This window comes from Bifidobacterium sp. LH_413 (assembly GCF_056357015.1).
In genome coordinates this window covers 33454-52703 of record NZ_JBKEVK010000006.1, presented here as the reverse complement: position 1 = coordinate 52703, position 19250 = coordinate 33454, and the positions used below count along the sequence as shown (strand labels likewise).

Below are 19250 nucleotides of genomic sequence, written 5' to 3'. Positions count from 1 at the left end.
TCTTGGGGTACCCCCTCAGTCTCGCTTCGCGAGACAGCTCCCCCTGAGAGGGGGAGCAGACTACCCCTCAGTCGCGCGGAGCGCGACAGCTCCCCTGACAAGGGGAGCCGAGGAGATTGGCATGCGCGTGGCGCATGACCGTTTTTATTTGTTTGCGGTGCGGAAGATCTGCTCCCAGGTTTGCATTGAGGGGAGGCCGTAGTCGCGGTATTCCTTGGAGAGGCGCTTCCAGTGGCGGGACAGGTGGCGAGCCAGGTGGAAGCATTTGCGCATGTTGCGGCGGTAGAGGCGGCTGTCGCGGCGGAACCAGGCTACCGAATCGCCGTCGGCGGACGTGACCATCGCGGAACGCACGCCGATGAACGACGGCCAGATTGAGAACCGGGCCGGAATCGCCATCTGCGGCGCCTCATCCTTCACGCCGTCCGCGCGGGAACGGGAACGTAGGGCGGTGAGCACCGCCTTCATACCACGCTTCGTCACCTCACGCGCGCCGGCCGGCGCCCACGCGCGATCGGCATGATCGTCCGGTTCCGGCAGATCCAGCGGACTCGAATACGTGACGCTGTCCGAGAAGCCCTTACGCGCCTCACGCACCTCGGCGATTTTCGTCGGCAGCGACTCCACCAGATACTCCGGGCCCTTCAACAGGTCGGCGAGGGCCAGCTGGCTCAGCTCCATGCCCGAATAGAGCATGCGCAATCCCAGATTCGCCTCCTCGTAGAGCATGCGGAACGCGGCCGCACGGCCCGCGTTCGGGTAGTGCAGCAGCGCGCAGACCCACCGGTTGCGCACCTGGAAATACTCCTCCCATCCGCGCGCCGGATCCTTGTCATGCCAACCCATATGCCATACGGCCACACCCGGCAGGCTCACCGTCGGGAATCCATGCCGCTTCGCGCGCAGGCCATACTCGATGTCGTCGAACTTGATGAATACGGGCAATCCCAATCCGACCGCACGCATCGTCTCGACCGGAATCAGACAGAACCACCATCCGTTGAAATCGGAGAAGCGCACGGCGTGCATCGACGGACTGTCCGCCAACGGCTCCGAACGGAAATCATGATTGAACTCGGCGCCGCGCGACGGCTCCATCCACTGCGCACGCGCGTCATACCGCTCGCCCTGCACGTGCAGCACCGTGCGATGGTCGATATGGAACATGCCGCCGCCCACCAGCACCGGACGCACCGTGTAATCCGCGAACTGCACCGCACGCAGAATCGACTCCGGCTCACTGATCGCATCATCGTCGAGCAGCAGCGTGTAGTCGCTCACGCCCGCCTTCACCGTCTCGTACATGCCGCGCGAGAATCCGCCGGAACCACCCAGATTGCCCTGACGGATATACGTGAGATGACCACCCAAGTCGTCCGCCGTCTCGGCGAAACCAGGCTGGTCGAGCACCAGATCCGTGCCCTGATCGGTGCAATACACGGTGTCCAGACGCTCACGCAACTCGCGTTCGCCGGCGATCGCACGCAACTGGTCCAGACAGTAGGAGGGACGATTGAACGTCGTGATCGCGACGGACACCGTACCCGGCTCGCGCGTGCGACGCACGCGAGCCGGGACCTGCCAGACCGCGTCGCCGACCGTCAGCGACGCGTCGGCGTCCGCGCGCGCGTCGAACCAGTAGAAGCCGCCGTCCAGCATGCCCTTGAGCGACAGTTCCGCGACGAGACGCTCCGGGCCGCCGTCACCATGCTTCGTGTCGATCGTGAACGTCTCCACCGGCGCGGCGAGACCGCGCGCCGTGGAGCGGAACAGCGTGACCGTGCCCTTGCCGGCCGCCCACGCGACGAACCGCACGCTCCTCACGCGCGTCCAATACCGCCAATAGCCGGCCGGGAACGCGTTGAAATACGTGCACAGCGACAGGTGCGTGCCCGCCGCCAGCGTGACCGTGTTGCGCGAATCGACGGCGAACCCGTGCGGCTCCTCGACCGCCGCGCGGCGGCTGGCCGCGATGAGCCGGGACAGTTCGGAACGTGTCATGCCGTTCGGATTCGCGCTGACCAGATTGTCGCGCTCGTCGAACACGCTCGGGTCGAAATGCGCGGGATGCCAGTTCACCGCATAGAGAGGCATCGTCTGGTCGGCGTCGCGCATCGGGTAGACGACGCGGTTCACCGTCTCCCAGCCTGCGGGTGAAGCCGGGGTGGGCTCCGTGTGCGGTGACGTGCTTGACGACGTCGGTGTCGTGTCTGGTGCGCCGCTGGGCGTATTCTCAAAAGCCGTGTCTCCGGCTGCAGCCTGTGCCTGTACCATACCAGTCAGTATACAAACGGGAATCCGTCGCGCGGACGGGATTGGCGTGCGGGCGCATGGGCCGAATCGGCGCATGGACCGAATCGGCGGACGGACGACAGACGGAATCGGCATATGGAATCGGTAGACGGACGGAGGATCAGCTTGTTGAGTGAGACTATCCGGGGAACGCGCGCCACGGTGCGCGCCCGCGTGCGCGCCGCTGTGCGCGCGACGCTCGCGGCGACGGTCGGACTGGCCATGATGGTGACGGGCGGATGCGGGATCGGCGGTTCCTCCGGTACGGGTGATTCCGCAGGTGCCGGCTCTTCGACGGCGGTCTCCGGAGTGAGCGTCGCGCTGCCGAACTACTACATGCCGGGCATGGTGCTGCAACGCGGGAAGCCGATCCACATCCGTGGAACGCTGGAGAAGAGCGGCACGGGGGCGAATGGTTCTGGGCCGAGCGCGAAATCGGGGGAGAACGCCGAACGCGTCGAACTCACCGTGCGGTTCATGCACGGCGACCAGAAGATCGAATCATCGCAACAGGTGGCCGTCGGCACGACCTTCGACATCACCGTGAAGAACGTGCCCACGCGCAAGGACGCGTACACGCTCGCGTTCCTGATCGGCGGGCAGGTGGCGCGCACCGTGCGCGACGTGTACGTGGGTGACGTGTTCGTGGCCGCAGGACAGTCGAACATGGAGCTCAACCACGTCGACTACTACGGGTCGAAGGACCTCGTCGCGGGGAACATCGCCGGCGTCTTCGACGAAAGCGACCTGCCGAAGACCGTGAACGACGAAGGCATCCACTTCCTCGCCGTCGAACGCAAACTCGGCGGCTCGTCGCTGCCGCTGCGCTCGGTCACCGCGCACAAGTGGGCGGCCGCGACCGGAAGCAACAGCGACTATCTCGGCTACCTGCCACAGCTGTTCGCGGCGCGACTGCGCAAGGCGCACCCGAACGTGCCGGTCGGCATCATCCAGATCGCGTGGGGCGGCACGGCTATCGCACGCCACATGAAAGGCGGCGACATCTACGCGAACCACGTCAAACCGCTCACCGGATACCGCGTCGCCGGCGTGCTGTGGTACCAGGGCGAGAACGACGCCGCCACGCAGGCCACGGCGCTGCGCTACGAAAGCAACTTCGCCGCGCTCATCAACCAGTTCCGCAGCGTGTTCGGCGAAGAGGACCTGCCGTTCCTGTACGCGCAGCTCGCGCGCTACAGCGGCGGCAACCAGTACACGCCCATCGTGCGGCAGGCGCAGCTCGACGTGCTCGACAGCGCGGCGCTCGGCACGACCGACAATCTTGCGATGACCGTTTCGCTGGATACGGACAAAGGCACGTCGAAGGTGATCCACCCGCTCGGCAAGGACATCCTGGCCGAACGCATGGCGACGCAGTGGTTCGCGATGGCGGGCGACGGGAACGGCGCCGGGAATGGCGCCGGGAATGGCGTCGCGTCGTCCGGGCCGATTGCGCAGAGCGCGAAGGCCGTGAGCGGCGACGCCTCCACCGTCGCCGTGTCGTTCGCCGCGAACACGGCGATCGGGCTGCACGCGATGAAACCGGACTACACGCTGAAAGCGACCGCGACGGACCCCGCCACGGTGACCGCGACGCCGCTGCAGGGCTTCGAAGTGGCCGGTTCGGACGGCGCGTTCCACGCCGCCGACGCCACCGTGCAGGGCAATCAGGTGATCGTCCACTCCGACGACGTGGACACCGTCACGCAGGTGCGCTACCTGTGGGGCCTCGCGCCCAACAGCGCCAGCATGCTCTACGATTCGGCCAAACTGCCCGCGAGCCCGTTCGTGGTAAGCGTGGGGTAGGCGGGGCGGAAGACCGGAAGGCGAATGTGCATGGTTTCGGGGTGAACCTGCATGGTTCGGTGGCGAACCTGCATGGTTCAGCCCCGAACCTGTAGTATTCCGGGGCGAACGTGTAGGTCATGGGCCGCAACGTGCATGGTGGGGTGCTGAAGAAGGCGGTTTCCGGGTCGGAGCCGCTTTTGCAGAAGCTTGGAATTCCGCCAAAACCGTTGGCGCAGGTTCGGGCTGATCGACGGTTCTTCAAGACCTGCCCGTGCAGGTTCGTGTCTGAATCCTACAGGTTGGCCTCCGGAACCTACAGGTTCGGGGCTGAACCATACACATTCGGTTTCGAACCATGCAGGTTCGGGCGGAATTCATGCAGGTCGCCTGTTACACGATTGTCGGCCTACACTTCGGCGGGAGCATGGCCCGTTACTTCACGTCGAAGAAGGGGGTGCTGGCCAGGTAGTTCTTGCCGGCGGTCATGTCATATTGGACGAGACGGTACTCCTTGAGGAGCTCACGCTGCTGCTTGGAGAGGTTCTTGCGCTTGATCGTGTCGCCGTTTTTGTCGAGGTAGGTGGTGGACGTTTCATCGGAAGAGCCGCTCATATCGATAACAAAACGTTCGACGGACGGAAGAGCGGAGCGCGCGGCAGACAGGAACTGAAGGTACGGGGAGACCTTCGCGTTCATGTGCTCGCTGGCTATTTCCATGAAGTAGTTCGGTGACGTGTAACTCGTCGAAGCCTTGTCAGGGTCGAGCTTCACGCCGGAGCCGGCATCGCCGGACGCTTGGTTCGACCAGATGAAATAGTCGGTCTCGTGCAGGGCGAGGGCATTGTGCCGGTCCGCGGCGGCCGTCGTATAGTCGCTGGGCAGGTGGTCGCCGTAGAAGATCACGGTGACCGGCTTGTCCATTGCGTCGAGTCGGTTCAGGAAGTCGGCGGTCGTCTGGTCGGTGATGCTCACGCCCTTCATGTACGTGTTCACCGCGTAGCGTTCGTCGTCGCCCATGTTCTCGGAGACGTTCGCCCAGTCGAACTGATTGTCGTTGTACCAGCCGTTGTGCGGGAAATGGTTCTGCATCGTGACCAGCTGCAGGAACTGCGGATGCTGCTCCTTGTTCAGCTGGTCGATTACGTTCTGGTAGGCGGCCGCGTCGCTCACATACGGGTTGTTGTCGATCTTGTCCTGATGCTTAATGGCCGGCTTGCTGTCCAAGGTGTAGAAGTGGTTGAACTTGAACTTCTTGTAGTTCGTGTCGCGCAGGTACATGTTCTTGTAGTACGGGTGGAACCCTGTGGAACCGGTCTCGCCGTAGCGCGCATTCCAGATCTGGTTGAACGAGTACGGGTTCGTCTGGTGCGGGACGAGCTCCTGGTACATGACTTGCATCGAATCGTCGAACAATGCGTAATCAAGACCGGTCAGCGTCTGGTATTCGATGTTCGCCGTGCCGCCGCCGTAGCCGGGGGAAAGCATGAGGCCGGACGTGGTCGAATCCTTGACGGCGCGGATGTTCGGCATCGGGTCCTCGAGTACGCTGACGCCGGGCACGCGCGTCGGGTCGGAGAACGTCTCCGAGAGGATCATCACCACCGTGCTGTCGGTGAGCCGGTTCTTGCGCGACTTGTTCGTGACCTGCGCCTGCTTGGCGTACTTCTGCGCCAGCTCCTCCATCGTCTTCTGGCTGTAGCCTTCCGGCTTGTCCATGATCTTCGGGTGGGTGAGGCGCAGGAAATTGATGGTCGGGCCGTTCGCCTGGGCGTCGCCGGCCGCGTCCCACAGGCGTGGGGAATCGCCCCAGCTCTTTGCCCACTCGTAGCCCCATGTGCCGGGGATGCTCAGCGTCCACGTGAACGAGCACAGCAGCGCGATGCTCGTGCCGGCGGCGACGAGACGCGTGACGTTTCCCGCGATGGTCTTCGCGTTGCGGAACGGGCGGCGCCAATGGAACGGGATCACGCAGCGGCGGCCGTCGACGAACTGGAGAATCAGGCAGATCACGGTCAACCAGACGAGCATCGTAATCGTGCCGTTGACCAGCGACTGGCTGCCATCCGGGATGAACGAGGCGATTTCACCGCCGTTGCCGCTGGACAGGAAGCTCAGGCCGGAAGGGATGATCGGCTCGTTGCGCAGGTCCATCTTGATGCTGTTCGCCACCGCGTACACACTCATCGTGATGCCGAACACGGCCGTCGCCACCCAGAAGCGGTTCAGCACGAACACGATCACCAGGTAGATCATGCCGAGCGCGCAGAAGTTGAGCAGCCAGTTGAGCTTGCTGGTGTCGTCTGCGCCGTTTCCCGACAGCCACATTTGCGCGACGAACCGGGTGAGCTGGCCGTTCACGCTGTTGAGGGCCTTCGTGGTCTCGTCGACCGCGTTCGGGTCGTCGTATGAGGGTTCCGTGTACATGCCCCACTGGATGAAGATCGTGGCCGCGGCGGTCATCAGCGCCGTGACCAGCAGGTACAGCGTGTACGGGCACTTCGGGCGTTTGAGCCAGATTTCGCGGATTGTGGCGCGCGCGGCGCGGCACCGGGGGCTGCGCCACAGGGTGCGTAGTTTCGCGGTCAGGGTGCGCAGGATGGGGAGTGCTTTGGCGCGGATGGCGGTGAGTGCGGAGTGGGTCGCGCGGGTCGCGATTCGGGCGGCTTGGGCGGCGGCGCGGGCCGCGGTTCGGGCGATGGGCCGTACTTTGGCGACAATGTTCGTGAACGTTTCGGCGATTCGCTTGGGGAACGCCTTGGGGAACGTTGTGATGAATGCCGAGTCGCGCATCGATGTGCGGAGCGTGGCGATCGCCGCGACGAGCATCGAGACGCAGTGCAGGACGAAGGCCTTGGCCTTGCGCGCGGCGGCGGCCATGGTGCGGCGCGCGGAGCCGATCAGCGGCTTCGACTGGTCGGCCAGTTGCCGCGCGTATTCGGGTACGTGGTTGGCGGCCGAGGCGATGTCGGCGGCGACGCGGGCCTCGGTGGATGCGACGTTGGTCTTGGCGGCGGCGACATGGGCTTCGACGCTGGCTTCGGTCGAGGCGACACGGGCCTCGACCGAAGCGATACCGGCCTCGACCGAAGCGACGTGGGCTTCGAAACGGTCGATGGGTGATTCCGCGTCGGTGGCGGCTTTGGAATCCGCTGCATCTTCGGCATCCGACGTGGTAGCCGATGCAGCGCCCGAACCGGCGTCCGTTCCGGCACCCGAAGCATCATCCGCCCCGGCCGAAGACGACGGCTCGTCGAGGGAAAGTCCCATCGGCATGATGTCGTCGATACCGTCGATATCGACGAGCTTCGCCGCGTCGAGCATGCCGGAATCATGTGCGGACGCGTCCGCGGACGCGTATCCCGTGGACGCATGCTCCGTTGATTCATCCTGCGGCTTGCCCACTTGTCCCCACCTGTCCACTGCGATAACGTACCGGCACATTGTAGCCGCAGGTTCAGGACGAATTCACCCCTCGTTCACCGCAATCCGCCATAGGACGAGACGGGAGGGAGCAAGGCGGAATGGGAGGAGGCAAGGCGAGACGGAAGGGGGCAAGGCGGAGCGGCGCGGGCCGCCCGCCCCGCTCCCCGTCAGTCCCTCCGGAACAGATCGCGCGTGTACACCTTCTCGCTCACGTCGGCGAGATCCGCATTCCAACGGTTGGAGATGATCACATCCGCATCGCGCTTGAACGCGGCCAGATCATGCGTGACCGGGCTGCCGAAGAAATCGGGTTTGTCGAGCGTCGGCTCGTAGACGACCACGTCCACGCCCTTCGCCTTGATGCGCTTCATCACACCCTGGACGGCGGACTGGCGGAAGTTGTCCGAACCGGACTTCATCGTGAGGCGGTACACACCCACCACCGGGCGCTCCTTGCCGGCGGCACGGGCCTTGTCGACGAGCTGCAGGATCTCGTCGGCCACGAAATCCTTGCGCGTGGTGTTCGACTCGACGATTGCCTCGATCAGGTTCTGCGGCACCTTGTCGTAGTTGGCGAGCAGCTGCTTCGTGTCCTTCGGCAGGCAGTAGCCGCCGTATCCGAAGCTCGGGTTGTTATAGTCGTCGCGGATGCGCGGGTCGTAGCAGACGCCCTTGATGATTTCGCGCGTGTCCAGGCCGCGGCTCTCCGCATACGTGTCCAGCTCGTTGAAGTAGGCGACGCGCAGCGCGAGATACGTGTTCGCGAACAGTTTGATCGCCTCCGCCTCCGTGGTGCCGACCACGAGCTCCGGGATGCCGGTCGTGCCGTCCGGGTTCGTGCGGTCCCGCTCGGCCGGGTCGGCGCCGGCGGCGAGCAGCGCCACGAACGTGTGCGCTGCCTCGACCGCCTCCGGGTCGTCCTGCGGGGCACCGGCCACGATGCGGCTCGGATGCAGGTTGTCGTACAGGGCGTGGCCTTCGCGCAGGAACTCGGGGGAGAACAGGATGCGGTTGTCCGCGAAGCGCTCGCGGATCTGCTGCGTGTAGCCCACCGGGATCGTGGACTTGATGACGATCCACGCGGTCTTGTCGTAGGTGCGGATCGCCGTGATCGCCGCCTCCACGCTGGACGTGTCGAAATAGTTCTTCTGCGGGTCGTAGTTCGTGGGCGTGGCGACGATCGCGTAATCCGCGCCCGTGTACGCCTGCTCCGGGTCGAGCGTCGCCTGGAAGTCCAGCGGCCGTTCGCCGGACTTGTCGGCGTCGAGGAACGCGGTGATCTCCTTGTCCACGATCGGGCTCTTGCCGGCGTTGAGCAGTTCCACCTTCTCCGGCACGATGTCCAACGCGTGCACCTCGTTGTGCTGCGACAGCAGCAACGCCACCGACAGGCCCACATACCCGGTACCGGCAACCGCAATCTTCATATCCGCGCGCTTTCTACGAGGCTTCCGTGTTTCGCTGGGCACCAGCTTAGTCGAAAGCGCCCCTCCCTCCAACGGAGACGACGTACATGGCTCGTGCAGTGTATGGTTCAGGTGGCAACGTGCATGGTTCGCGGGCGAACCTGTATGGTTTCGGGCCGGACGTGTAGTTCTGGAGCGACAACATGCATGGTGTGGTGCTGAAGACCTCCGCTTCCGAGCGTTTCGACTCCTGAGAAAAGCCTGGAATTCCAACAAAATGCCTACCGCGCCCCGGCATGATTCGGCGTCTCTTCAGCCCCTACCCATACACGTTCGTTCGTAATCTCTACACGTTCGCCCGTAATTCCTGCACGTTGGCCCTAGAGCCATGCAGGTTCGCCCCCGAACCATACACATTGCCCGCCGAACCATACACATCCGTGGCGTCGAGCGGCGTCGAGCAGCGTCGACCGGCATCGAGCAGCGTCGAGCGTGCCCATTGAGGCATAACATCCGTCGCATCCGTCGGCGCATACGCCCGACGTGCCCCGCTCAGTGCCCCTGCAACCGGTATTTCTCCTCGGTGGCCTGTTTGTCCGGCAGCCACCAGCTTTCGTGGTCGCGGTACCACGCGATCGTCTCGTCGAGACCTGCGGCGAAATCGGTGTGACGCGGCCGCCATCCGAGTTCGCGCGTGATCTTCGAGGCGTCGATCGCATAGCGTTTGTCGCCGCCCGGCCGGTCGTTCACATGGTCGAACGCGTCGGAGGGCAATCCCATGCGCGAAAGGATCATGCGCAGCACGTCGATGTTGCTCATCTCGCCGTCCGCGCCCACCAGATACGTCTCGCCGATGCGTCCGCGCGTGAGAATCGCCCAGATCGCGCTGCAATGGTCCTCCACGCTGATCCAGTCGCGCACCGCCGCGCCCGTCCCGTACAGTTTCGGCCGGATGCCGGCGAGGATGTTCGTCACCTGCCGCGGGATGAATTTCTCCACATGCTGGTATGGCCCGTAGTTGTTGCTGCAGTTGCTGATGGTCGCCCGCACCCCGTACGTGCGGTGCCATGCGCGCACGAGATGGTCGCTCGCCGCCTTCGACGCCGAATACGGGCTGGACGGCTTGTACGGGCTCGTTTCGGTGAATCGCCGCGGTTCGTCGAGCGCGAGGTCGCCGTACACCTCGTCGGTGCTGATGTGGTGGATGCGCAGTCCGTGCCGTCGCGCCGCTTCGAGCAGCACGTACGTTCCGTCGATGTTGGTGCGCAGGAACGGCGTCGCGTCGAGAATCGAGTTGTCGTTGTGCGATTCGGCGGCGAAGTGGACGATCGCGTCGATCGCCGCCCCCGTCAGCAGGGATTCGACCAGTCCGGCGTCGCAGATGTCGCCGTGCATGAACGTAAGCCGGTCCGCGGGCACGCCGTCGAGGCTTTCGCGTTTGCCCGCGTAGGTGAGTTTGTCGAGCACGGTGATGCGCACGTCCGGCTGTTCGCGCGCCACCCAGTGCACGAAGTTCGCGCCGATGAACCCGGCTCCGCCCGTCACGAGGATGTGGCGGGGGCAGAAATCGTTGTGTGGGTTTGTCATGGTTTCCATCGTAAAGTGTGCATGGTAATCGGCTTTGAGTCGTTTATCTCAGGTAGTAGCGCGATTTGCGGGCGGCTCCTTGATGCGAGATGAGTCCGTCGGCGAGCATGCGTTTGAGCAGGCGTGATGCGGTTGCATAGCTTACGCCGAGATGATTCGCGATTTGGGCCACGGAAACGCCGTTCGAACGGGTGCCGTCCTTTGAGGATTCTTCGCGCATATAATCCATGATATTCTGAACGACCTGCCGCGCGGACCGGCGATGATTCCGTTGCGGGAGTCTTTCCGCAACGGAATCATCGCCGGGTATGATGCTTGTCTCGGAACCGATTATCGAATAGGTTTTCTCTTGTTTTTCGATGGCGTGCAACGTTTCCAAATCGTTTATGGCCATGCTTACGCGTTCTTGGCCGAGGCTGGTTCTCGCTCTGATGTCTTCCGGCTGCAACGCTCCATATTGTCTGAGCGCGGCCAGAACAATGAGACTCTCTATCGGCAAAGGCGATTGCCGCTTGTCGGTCAGGGCGTTAACGGTACGGATGAAATGTTCGTCGACTGCGGTGGTGCGTAGCAGCAGTACGACTTCTTCTGGTGTGGATTGGGAGTAATCCGGCAATGGGCGTCCCGCCGCCACCGTCCTTGCGAAGATGCGGTCGATGCCGCGGCCGGTGCGTTCAACGTACCCGCAGCGTTTGAGTACGTCGGCGAGTTGCTGGTTTCTGGGCGTAGGCGACGTGGTAAGCAGATTGCCGAGGCTGACTCCCCTCATGAATCCTCCGGGGTTTGCGATTGTCAGTCCGGTCTCATCTAGCTGGAATCGCACGGGGCCCAGGATTGTGTAGTCGCGATGGCAGAACGCGTTGATCATGGCTTCTCGGAACGCATCGCGGTCAATGTCATCGTAATTGGCGTGGTGTAAGCCAAGCATGACTTCGGTCTGCTTGTTCCAGGGGGTCAGCAACTCCTCTATGCGTGGGAGCATCGTCACCAGCGGCAATCGCAGAGTCTCGTCGGTTACCGGTTTGCCGTCACGCATGACTTGGAATGTCGCTGTCGCCGAGGGGACTCGTTGCCGCAATGCATGCTGTGTGCCGATGGTCACTATGCCCGCGATGGTTGGCGTTGTTGCTCCGGTACGGATATCGCGCACTGTCAGCCCGATGGCCCCGTCGAAGTCGGCGTCGGTGAGGGAGAGCAATTGGTCGTCTGCGTGGGTTCGCGCGATGCCCTCCCTCAACAGGTCGCGTGCTCGGGGGTCGAGGTCGTCTAGCGAGGCGCCGGGTGCTGGCTGCGCACTGTAATCGTATTGCTTGATGCTCGAGAGGCGTGATATGAATTCGTACGGGTACATGGTGATGATTTCCGGCTCGCCGTCCGCTTTCAACACCCGGTGAATGACTCGTCCGCTTTTCGTGCATGTCAACTGTGACGATTCGTCCACGGTGATGGCGACGACGCTATGCTCGTCCACATTCAGGACCGAGGGACGCACCGGGGTTGGTGGAACTGTGTTGTTGAATACGAATGCGGCCAACTGACTGATGTTGCGGTGCTGTGGGCTCACGCCGGTCACTCGGCCGTCATCCTCGATGCCGAGATAGAGTGTTCCTCCTCGCGTATTCGCGAATGCGACCACATTGTTAATGATTGTCGAATCGTCGATTGGCCCCGAGCGCTCGCTCTTGAATTCGACGTGAAGGGATTCTTTGCTGGGCAGATGCATTGCGCCTCCTTGCCGGTGCAAACGTCATGATCAGTCGATCTCTTCAAGAATCTTATCATATGAAGAGATTGATCTTTTCATTTGATAAGTTTCTTGGATTTTCTCTATTTGCCGGGTGGCACAGGGCGTGTGAGATTTCGGCGGGGTGGCCGGTAGGATGGGATGCGACAAAACGCACATGGACGGTGAAAGGTTTGAAGCCATGGTGGATAATACGCTGGAGAACAAGTACCCGGATCTGGTGATCGTGGGCGCGGGCCTGTTCGGCCTGACGGTCGCGCAGCAGGCGGTGGAGCACACGGGCGCGCGCGTGCACATCATCGACGTGCGTGACCACATCGGCGGCAACGCGTACTCGTACTTCGACGAGGAGACGGGCGCGGAGATCCACAAGTACGGCGCCCACCTGTTCCACACCTCCAACAAGCGCGTGTGGGATTACGTGAACCGTTTCACCGAGTTCACCGACTACGTGCACCGCGTGTACGCGACGCATGACGGCGTCGTCTACCCGCTGCCGATCAACCTGGGTACGATCAACCAGTTCTTCGGCAAGGCGTACACGCCGGCCGAGGCCCGCGCGGTCATCGAGGAGCAGGCCGGCGAGCTGGCCGGCACCGATCCGCAGAACCTCAACGACAAGGGCATCCAGCTGATCGGCCGCCCGCTGTACGAGGCGTTCATCAAGAACTACACGGGCAAGCAGTGGCAGACCGACCCGAGCGAGCTGCCCGCGTCAATCATCAAGCGCCTGCCGGTGCGCTTCAACTACGACAACCGCTACTTCAAGGACACTTGGGAGGGCCTGCCGAAGGACGGCTACACGAAGTGGATGGAGCGCATGATCGACGATCCGCGCATCACCGTGGAGCTGGGCGTCGACTTCTTCGACGAGTCGCAGCCGTACAACAAGAAGGCGCTGCAGGCGGCGGGCGTGCCGGTCGTGTACACGGGCCCGATCGACCGTTACTTCGACTACGAGCTGGGCGATCTCAAGTGGCGCACCGTGGACTTCAAGGAGGTCCGCTACGACGAGGGCGACCACTTCGGCTGCCCGGTCATGAACTTCTCCGACGCGGACGTGCCGTACACCCGCGCCATCGAGTTCAAGAACTTCAACCCGGAGCGTCGCGAGCAGCAGAACCCGGACAAGACCGTGGTCTGGGAGGAGTACTCCCGCTTCGCCGAGCGTGGCGACGAGCCGTACTACCCGATCAACACGGACGCCGACAAGAAGCTGTACGCCGAGTACGAGGCGAAGGCGAAGGCCGAGCCGAAGACCGTGTTCGGCGGCCGTCTCGGCACGTACAAGTACTACGACATGCACAACGTGATCGACACCGCCCTCACCGCCTACGACGAGCAGGTCGCCCCCCTCCTCGCCGACCTCGCCAAGTAGTCCCGTCGCGACTGGCGACTGGCCCCCTCTGCCGGCAATGTGCCATCAGAGGGGGCCATTGTTTTCAGCGCGTGGGTTGGTTGCGTGGACTGGTCGCGTGGGGGATGATGAGTGGGGTGAACATCAAAGCGGAGTCCGTGATGTGGCGGAATCCGTAGCGTTTGTAGAATGCGGCGGCGTGGTCGGTGGCCGGTTCCACCACGAGCGCCCGTGCGCCGATGATGTCCGCGGCGCCCAGCGCGCGGAGTACGGCGTCCCTGAGCAGTTGGCTGCCGACGTGCATGGTCTGGAAGCGTATGTCCACGCCGAGCATGCCCAGCAGGATGACGGGAATCGGGTCGGGCGTGTTGCGTCGCAGCCATCCCGGCGCGTCCGCATGTTCCATGCTGAACGCGCTCAGCGTGTAGAAGCCGGCCAAGGTGCCGGTTGCGGGTGCGTCGGTTGCGAACGTTCCGTAGGCGACGGCCGTTCCCTGCTTGCGGGCGGTGCCGAGGTGTCGTTCCAGCCAGTCGTCGACCACGGGTAGTCCGCAATGGAAATCGTCGATTGCGTCGTCCGGGGTGAGTTTGCGGGGTGCGCTGAACGTGGTCACTTCCAGATCGGCTCGCTTTCCAGCAGGCTGACGAGTGCGGGCGACATGGGTGCGTCGAGCGCGGACGCGAATTCCTCCCATGATTCGTGATTCAGGCGCATGACGTGTGCCTCGCGGATATCCCGGTCCGCGGCGAATAGAAGATTGGACAACGCCCATTGCGATGTGCTCAATCCCTTGGATGCGGCGGCCTCGTCCAACCGGGCGCGCTGCTCCTGACTCAGTCGCATCTCGAAGCGGCTGTCCTTGCCTTGCGTTGTTGTAGTCATACCACCAGTGTACGGCGCATGTACGGACACGCGCATTACGGATGGAGGTTTCTTGTCTCCCTTGTTGCCCCCTGGTGCAGTTTGGCGCCTCCATCGCGTCGAGGGGCGAGATTGTTTGTCCCTCGATAGGGGAACTGGGTGGTTTTGCGTCGAGGGGCAGGATTCGCGGTCGGGGAGTGTGGTGGTTGTTTTGGGAAGCGTTGGAAAATAAGGGTTTTGATGATTTGTGATGATTGGGGTGATGGGGGATTGCTGCCCCTCGGTGAGGATACGGACTGATTCCGCATCGAGGGGCAAGTTTTCTCGTCCCTCGGCGGGATTTCGGGCTTGTGTTGCGTTGGGGGACAAGGAAGGGTTGTATTTGGCCCCCCTCTGTTGGGACATCGCCGTGAAGCAAACGCCGGAGGCGTTTGTAGGCGATGTGCTCGCCGACAGGCGAGCTGAGATGAGGTCAGCCGAAGGCTGTCCGTGATTGCGATCGGGCTGGCCGCGAAGCGGACTGGGGGAGAGTGGGGGAGTGGCCGCAGGCCGCGGAGGTATCGCATCGGCCGAAGGCCGATTCCGTGTTGTATGCGGGCTCGAATCTTATCTTATCTGTGCTCGATAAGATACGATTCGATAAGATAAGATCGCCATCGAGACCGGCTGGCAAAGTTGCCAAAGGTGAGTCTCTCAAATCTTTCTCGCACTGGATTATCTCAGTAAGGCGTAATTCTGCATATTTTTTGCATAATGGGCCCTAACTTGACATTCGTGTGTGCAGAAGGGGAAGCAACTGCAACGGCATGCATCGTGAGTGAACTTTGCTTTTCCTTGCTTCGCTATTTTTAGTATACTAAAAATAAGGAGGTGGTGCGGTCGTGGATTATATTATACGTGAGAAGCTGATGTCTGCGCTGGAGAGTCACCGGAATACGCCTGAAGTCAAGGTGCTCACCGGGGTTCGTCGCTGTGGCAAGAGCACGCTGCTGAATCGGTATGCGCAATCATTGCTGGATCAGGGGCTGCGGGAGCGCAACATCTACCATCGTCGCTTCGACTCCTTCGATACGCCCATCGGGTACTCCGCCACGGACCTGTACGACGATCTCCGCCGTGCGTTCGATGCCGCCGGGCCAGGCCCGTTCGTCGTGCTGCTTGACGAGATCCAGGACGTGCCTGGTTGGGAGCAGGTTGTGCGGCGGCTGCACACGCGCGCCGACACGGACGTCTATATCACGGGATCGAACGCGAGACTGCTGTCTGGCGAACTTGCCACATACCTGACCGGACGATACGTCGAAATCCCCGTGTATCCGCTGTCCTACGACGAATACGCGACGCATATGGCGAAACGGCGGCCCGGCGCGAGCGAGGACCGGCTGTTCGCCGACTACATGATGTTCGGCGGCATGCCGGGCCTCTACGCGACCGGCGCCGTCGAACCGGACCGGGCACGGGCGGGCGAGGTGCTCGACGCCGTCTACGAGTCCGTGGTGGTCAAGGACGTGGCACGACGTTACGGCATCCGTGATCTCGCGACGTTGGAGAAGCTGAGCCGGTACCTGTTCGCGACATCCGGCAACCTGTTCTCCACCAACAATGTGGTGAACACGCTCAACAGCGCCGGACTCAAGGTGACATATGCCACCATCGACAACCAGATCGACGCGTTGGAGAAGGCGTTCATCGTGTACGGGTGCGAGCAGTCGCGCATCCGTGGACGGCAGCTGCTGCGACCACAACGCAAGTACTATCCCGTCGACAACGGGTTCCGCAACCTCGCCAACGGTTTCAATGGGGCGGATCGCGGCGCGCAGCTCGAAGGCATCGTCTACATGGAGTTGCGCAGACGTGGCTGGAACGTGTCCGTCGGGGTGCTGCCGGGCGGCGAGATCGACTTCGTGGCGCGGCATGGCGCGGATCGGCAGTACATCCAGGTCACGTTGAACATGACGGAGGAGCAGACGCGTGAACGCGAGCTGGCACCGTTGCGCAAGCTCGACGACGCATTTCCGCGGATCGTGCTTACCCTCGACCGGTTCAGCGAAGGCGTCACCGAAAAGGGAATCCGCATTCTCAATGCGATGGACTGGTTGCGCGGGTGAGTTGGTTGCTGGTTGCGTGGGCTGGTTGCTGGTTGCGTGTTGGCCCTCGATGAAGATGTGACGTGATTTCGCGTCGAGGGACGAGTTTTGTTGTCCCTCGACGGGATTGTGGGTGTGGAGTGCGTCGAGGGGCGAGTTTCGCGGTCGGGGAGTGTGGTGGTTGTTTCCGGAATCGTTGGAAAATAAGGGTTTTGATGATTTGTGATGATTGGGGTGGTGGGGGATTGCTGCCCCTCGGTGAGGATACGGGCTGATTTCGCGTCGAGGGGCGAGTTTTCTTGCCCCTCGATGTGAGCAGGGGCTGTTGTTCCGTCGAGGGGCGAGGAAGGGTTGTATTTGGCCCCCTCTGACGAGGGGGCTCCCGGCGAAGCCGGGTGGGGGAGAGACCGCGGCCGTAGGCCGCATAAACACGGAATCGGCCTTCGGCCGATGCGATTTTCCCGCGGCCAAAGGCCGCTCTTCTACTCTCCCCCAGTCCGCTTCGCGGACAGCCCCCTCGACTGAGGGGGCCTACCCCCTCAGTCCGGCTTTGCCGGACAGCTCCTTCGCAATTATTGACGGCCTTCGGCCGACATTATGTCTGCTCGCTGTCGCTCGCCTTCGCCTACGAACGCCGCCGGCGTTCGCTTTACGGCTCAGCCTTCAGGGGGCGCAAAGATCCAGGGGGGCAAATGAGACTGTATGCGCCGTGGGCGCATTCCGTTGTTTCTGCGCCCCCTTTAGGGGGAGCTGGCGGCCGTAGGCCGACTGAGGGGGTTCACCTGCCTCCACTCCCGCCCCCGAAACCGCACGGTAATAATCGGCGCGAGGTTGACCCTTTTCTTTGAAACAAACTGGCGGTAAACTCGCGGGCTATGTCTGACGAGAAGAGCGCAAGCAGCAGTATGGGCGCGGCCGGCACGGCCGGCGCGCCGGGTAGCAGTAACACCGCCTCAGCGGCCGGCACCACAGCAACGGCCACCCCCGCGGCCACCCCCACCGGCACAACCCCCTCCACCCTCGAGTCCGTCGAATCCCTCGACGCGGGCAACGAGATGGACCGTGGCCTGAACAACCGGCACGTCCAGTTCATTGCGATCGGCGGCACGATCGGCACGGGTCTGTTCCTCGGCTCCGGAAAGTCCATCGCCCTGACCGGCCCCTCCATCGTCTTCGTGTACATCGGCGTCGGTCTTGTCATGTTCATGCTGATGCGGGCGATCGGCGAGATGATGTACCGCGATCCGAGCCAGCATACGTTCATCAATTTCATCACCCGTTATCTGGGTAATGGCTGGGGCAAGTTCGCCGGGTGGTCGTATTGGATCGTGCTGGTGTTGATCGGCATGACGGAGATCACGGCGGTCTCCACGTATTTCATCACGTTCTTCAACACGTTCGACATCGATCTGACGCCATGGAAATGGCTGATCGAACTTGTCTTCCTCGTCATCCTGTCCACCATCAACCTGATCGCCGTGAAGGCGTTCGGTGAGGCGGAGTTCTGGTTTTCGATGATCAAGATCACGCTGATCTGCGCGATGATCGCCACGGCCGTGGTCATGGTGGTCATCGGCTATCACTATGACGCGGTCCGCATTCCGGGCCATGACGGCGTCTCGCCCGCGGGCAGCGCGAGCCTCACCAACCTCATCGCCAACTTCCAGATCGCCCCGAATGGCTGGCTCGCGTTCCTGATGAGCTTCCAGATGGTGTTCTTCGCCTATGAGGCGATCGAGTTCGTGGGCGTCACCGTCTCGGAGACGCAGAATCCGCGCAAGGTGCTCCCGAAGGCGATCAATGAGATCATCATGCGTATCCTGATCTTCTATGTGGGCGCGCTGGTGGCGATCATGTGCATCGTCCCGTGGACGTCGTTCACGCCGAACAAGGACGGCTCGTTCGCGTCCCCGTTCATCATGGTGTTCCAGTATGCGGGTCTGAATTGGGCGTCCGCGCTGGTGTTCTTCGTGGTGATCACGGCTGCGTCGTCGTCGTTGAATTCGCTGCTGTATTCGGCGGGCAGGCACCTGTACCAGTTGGCGAGTGAGTCGGATTCTCCGGTGTTTTCGAAGATCGGCAGGGTGTCGAAGCGTCATGTGCCGGCGCGTGCGATCCTGATTTCGGCGGGCTGCGTGCTGATGTCCCCGGTCATCAACGCGTTCCCGCAGGTGCATAGCGCGTTCGTCCTGTTCTCGTCGGCGTCGAGTGCGGTGATCATTTTCATCTATATTCTGACGATGGTCGCGCATCAACGGTATCGCCGTTCCGCGGACTTCATCGCGGATGGTTTCGTGATGCCCGCGTACAAGTTCACGAACACGTTTGCGATTGTATTCTTCGTGTTCATTTACGTGACGTTGTTCCTCGCCGCGGACACGATCGGTTCGGCGGTCGCGGGCGTCGTGTGGTTGGTCGTGTTCGGCGGGTACTGCCTGCTGCATGACCGTTTCCAGAATCGCGATCTGAAGGCCGCGTTGAAGCGTTGACGCCCGTCACGCCGACGTTTGCGCGGTGTGCGTGAGTGGGGAGGAGAAGCCCGCCCGGTGGTTCCCACCGTGGCGGGCTTCCGTGGTTTCCGGCGTGGGGGCGAACGTCGCGTGTGTCACGTGTAAGCGCTGACACTCCCGGGAAAGAGGGCGGATTCTGTGTGAGATTTCACAGTGTGACACGCCGTCCGTGTTCACATGATGCGGGGGGGGGGC

At 62.6% G+C, this 19250-nt stretch carries 10 protein-coding genes and 1 pseudogene; 4 read left to right on the top strand and 7 right to left on the bottom strand.

Going from position 1 to position 19250, the window contains the following annotated elements; translation table 11 throughout:
* Positions 1 to 144 precede the first annotated feature (144 nt).
* Positions 145 to 2115 (bottom strand): glycosyltransferase, encoded by a 1971-nt coding sequence (locus AC1AYN_RS09025; RefSeq protein ID WP_476533020.1) that lies wholly within the window; start codon positions 2113 to 2115, stop codon positions 145 to 147.
* Between the two features lie 306 nt (positions 2116 to 2421).
* Between AC1AYN_RS09025 and AC1AYN_RS09020 the strand changes: the two genes are divergently transcribed.
* Positions 2422 to 4098 carry a sialate O-acetylesterase gene (locus AC1AYN_RS09020; protein ID WP_476532989.1) on the top strand — a complete coding sequence of 559 codons (1677 nt, stop codon included), beginning with the start codon at positions 2422 to 2424 and terminating at the stop codon, positions 4096 to 4098.
* Positions 4099 to 4512: 414 nt separating this feature from the next.
* Here AC1AYN_RS09020 and AC1AYN_RS09015 read toward each other — a convergent pair.
* From AC1AYN_RS09015 to AC1AYN_RS09000, 4 genes and pseudogenes are all read right to left on the bottom strand, one after another.
* Positions 4513 to 6606, bottom strand: a pseudogene (locus AC1AYN_RS09015) (LTA synthase family protein); the annotation flags it as partial.
* A 1064-nt stretch (positions 6607 to 7670) separates the two neighbouring features.
* Positions 7671 to 8930, bottom strand: coding sequence for a UDP binding domain-containing protein (locus tag AC1AYN_RS09010; RefSeq protein ID WP_476532988.1), 1260 nt, complete (start codon positions 8928 to 8930; stop codon positions 7671 to 7673).
* A 531-nt stretch (positions 8931 to 9461) separates the two neighbouring features.
* The gene (rfbB, locus tag AC1AYN_RS09005) at positions 9462 to 10496 is read right to left on the bottom strand and encodes a dTDP-glucose 4,6-dehydratase (RefSeq protein ID WP_476532987.1); all 1035 of its coding nucleotides are present in this window, start codon (positions 10494 to 10496) and stop codon (positions 9462 to 9464) included.
* A gap of 43 nt (positions 10497 to 10539) precedes the next feature.
* On the bottom strand, positions 10540 to 12219 hold the full coding sequence (locus AC1AYN_RS09000; protein ID WP_476532986.1) for an RNA-binding domain-containing protein: 1680 nt from the start codon (positions 12217 to 12219) through the stop codon (positions 10540 to 10542).
* A 202-nt stretch (positions 12220 to 12421) separates the two neighbouring features.
* Between AC1AYN_RS09000 and glf the strand changes: the two genes are divergently transcribed.
* On the top strand, positions 12422 to 13618 hold the full coding sequence (gene glf / locus AC1AYN_RS08995) for a UDP-galactopyranose mutase (RefSeq protein ID WP_476503315.1): 1197 nt from the start codon (positions 12422 to 12424) through the stop codon (positions 13616 to 13618).
* A 64-nt stretch (positions 13619 to 13682) separates the two neighbouring features.
* Here the strand turns inward: glf and AC1AYN_RS08990 are convergent, their stop codons facing one another.
* Together AC1AYN_RS08990 and AC1AYN_RS08985 are read right to left on the bottom strand one after the other, a co-directional pair.
* A complete protein-coding gene (locus tag AC1AYN_RS08990; protein WP_476532985.1) occupies positions 13683 to 14210 on the bottom strand; it encodes an N-acetyltransferase in 528 nt (175 codons plus the stop codon).
* The gene (locus AC1AYN_RS08985; protein ID WP_476532984.1) at positions 14207 to 14479 is read right to left on the bottom strand and encodes a type II toxin-antitoxin system TacA family antitoxin; all 273 of its coding nucleotides are present in this window, start codon (positions 14477 to 14479) and stop codon (positions 14207 to 14209) included. The genes AC1AYN_RS08990 and AC1AYN_RS08985 overlap by 4 nt, the downstream gene beginning before the upstream one ends.
* 860 nt (positions 14480 to 15339) lie before the next feature.
* Here AC1AYN_RS08985 and AC1AYN_RS08980 point away from each other — a divergent pair.
* The gene (locus AC1AYN_RS08980) at positions 15340 to 16566 is read left to right on the top strand and encodes an ATP-binding protein (RefSeq protein WP_476532983.1); all 1227 of its coding nucleotides are present in this window, start codon (positions 15340 to 15342) and stop codon (positions 16564 to 16566) included.
* Positions 16567 to 17420: 854 nt separating this feature from the next.
* Positions 17421 to 19034 carry an amino acid permease gene (locus AC1AYN_RS08975; RefSeq protein WP_476532982.1) on the top strand — a complete coding sequence of 538 codons (1614 nt, stop codon included), beginning with the start codon at positions 17421 to 17423 and terminating at the stop codon, positions 19032 to 19034.
* Positions 19035 to 19250: the final 216 nt, after the last annotated feature.

Excerpts from the sequence above, each read along its gene's own strand:
- AC1AYN_RS09025 (WP_476533020.1), bottom strand. The coding sequence starts at position 2,115 with ATGCGCGACGCCGACCAGACGATGCCTCTCTATGCGGTGAACTGGCAT.
- AC1AYN_RS09010 (WP_476532988.1), bottom strand. The coding sequence starts at position 8,930 with ATGAAGATTGCGGTTGCCGGTACCGGGTATGTGGGCCTGTCGGTGGCG.
- rfbB (WP_476532987.1), bottom strand. The coding sequence starts at position 10,496 with ATGACAAACCCACACAACGATTTCTGCCCCCGCCACATCCTCGTGACG.
- AC1AYN_RS09000 (WP_476532986.1), bottom strand. The coding sequence starts at position 12,219 with ATGCATCTGCCCAGCAAAGAATCCCTTCACGTCGAATTCAAGAGCGAG.
- glf (WP_476503315.1), top strand. The coding sequence starts at position 12,422 with ATGGTGGATAATACGCTGGAGAACAAGTACCCGGATCTGGTGATCGTG.
- AC1AYN_RS08985 (WP_476532984.1), bottom strand. The coding sequence starts at position 14,479 with ATGACTACAACAACGCAAGGCAAGGACAGCCGCTTCGAGATGCGACTG.
- AC1AYN_RS08975 (WP_476532982.1), top strand. The coding sequence starts at position 17,421 with ATGTCTGACGAGAAGAGCGCAAGCAGCAGTATGGGCGCGGCCGGCACG.